Origin of the sequence: Guyparkeria halopsychrophila, assembly GCF_044582135.1 — a bacterium.
Classification (GTDB): Bacteria; Pseudomonadota; Gammaproteobacteria; order Halothiobacillales; family Halothiobacillaceae; genus Guyparkeria.
Genome location: NZ_JBDODP010000055.1, coordinates 1 through 1,221, shown reverse-complemented (window position 1 = coordinate 1,221; position 1,221 = coordinate 1). Strand labels below are relative to the sequence as shown.

The 1,221-nt window shown below is 61.3% G+C and carries 1 protein-coding gene; it reads right to left on the bottom strand.

From position 1 onward, the window contains the following. Positions 1–6: 6 nt before the first annotated feature. Positions 7–1,157, bottom strand: a protein-coding gene (locus ABGV18_RS11445) for an IS3 family transposase (protein WP_396581353.1) whose coding sequence is annotated in 2 segments (ribosomal slippage) — positions 7–908 and positions 908–1,157 — 1,152 coding nt in all. Because the reading frame shifts where the segments join, the coding sequence is not laid out codon by codon here. Between the last annotated feature and the right edge of the window lie 64 nt (positions 1,158–1,221).

Here is a 1,221-nt window from a genome sequence, read left to right as displayed (position 1 = left end):
TGGGTTCTACCCCGTTTTCGCGGACGGTTGGCTTAAGGGTAATGCGTTGTCGTTGGCCCGGATTCGTCGGCGGACTCTCGGGTTGTGGAAACGCTCGATGTAATCGAACACATCCTGGCGGGCTTCGGCAATCGTTGCGTATCGGCGCCGATTGATCCGCTCCCGCTTGAGCATGCCGAAGAACCCTTCGGCTGCTGCATTGTCGGCGCAATGGCCAACCGCACTCATGCTGCAGAGCACGTTGTGGTCGGCGAGGAACTGCTGATAGTCATCGCTGGTGAATTGAGTTCCCCGGTCCGAATGCAGGACGACGGGATCGTCACCTTTTCGCTGCCACAGCGCCATCAGCACGGCGTTGATCACCATCGAGCGGTCCTGTGTCCGGCTCATCGACCAGCCGACCACCTCGTGGTGAAAGAGATCGATCACGACGCACAGGTAAAGCCAGGCTTCCGCCGTGCGGATGTAGGTGATGTCGGTCACCCACTTCTGGTTACCCGCCGTGGCCGCAAAGTCTCGGTTCAGGTGATTGCTCACGTTCACCGGCCGCCGACCGATCGGTTTCTTGCCCCAGCGTCGCCGCTGCGGCACGCCGCACAGCGTAGCCTTCCGCATCAGGCGAGCGACTCGGTGGCGACCGACGGACAAGCCTTCGTGGCGAAGCGTCTCATGCATCCTCGGTGCCCCGAGAACGCCGTCACTTGACGCGTGATGCGCCTTGATACGTTCGAGCAGCCACTCGTTGTGCCGGGCCCGTTGGCTGGGATCACGACCAGCCCAGGCATAGTAGCCGCTGGTCGAGACGTTCAGGCAACGACACATCAGGCGAACGGGATAGTCACTGCGACAGCGCCAGATCGTCCGATACTTCAGGACGACTCCCTGGCGAAGAACGCTGCCGCGTCGCGCAAAAAATCACGTTCCTTCTTCACACGGGCCAGCTCTCGCCGAACGGCGGCAAGTTCCTGATCCCGAGCCGTTCCACTGCCCTGGAAGGCCGGGGCATCGTCTTGGTCGGCCTCCCGTTTCCACCGGGCAAGCATGTTCGGGTTGAGACCGAGTTCCAAGGCGACCTGCCGGATGCTGGTCGATGGATTACGCGCCAGCTCGACGGCTTCGTGCTTGAACTCTCGGCTGTATCGACGTCTTTGGGTCATGAACACCTCCTAGCGGCCCATGATGGGCCTTTTCGAAAGTGTCCGCAAAATCAGGGCAGAACCC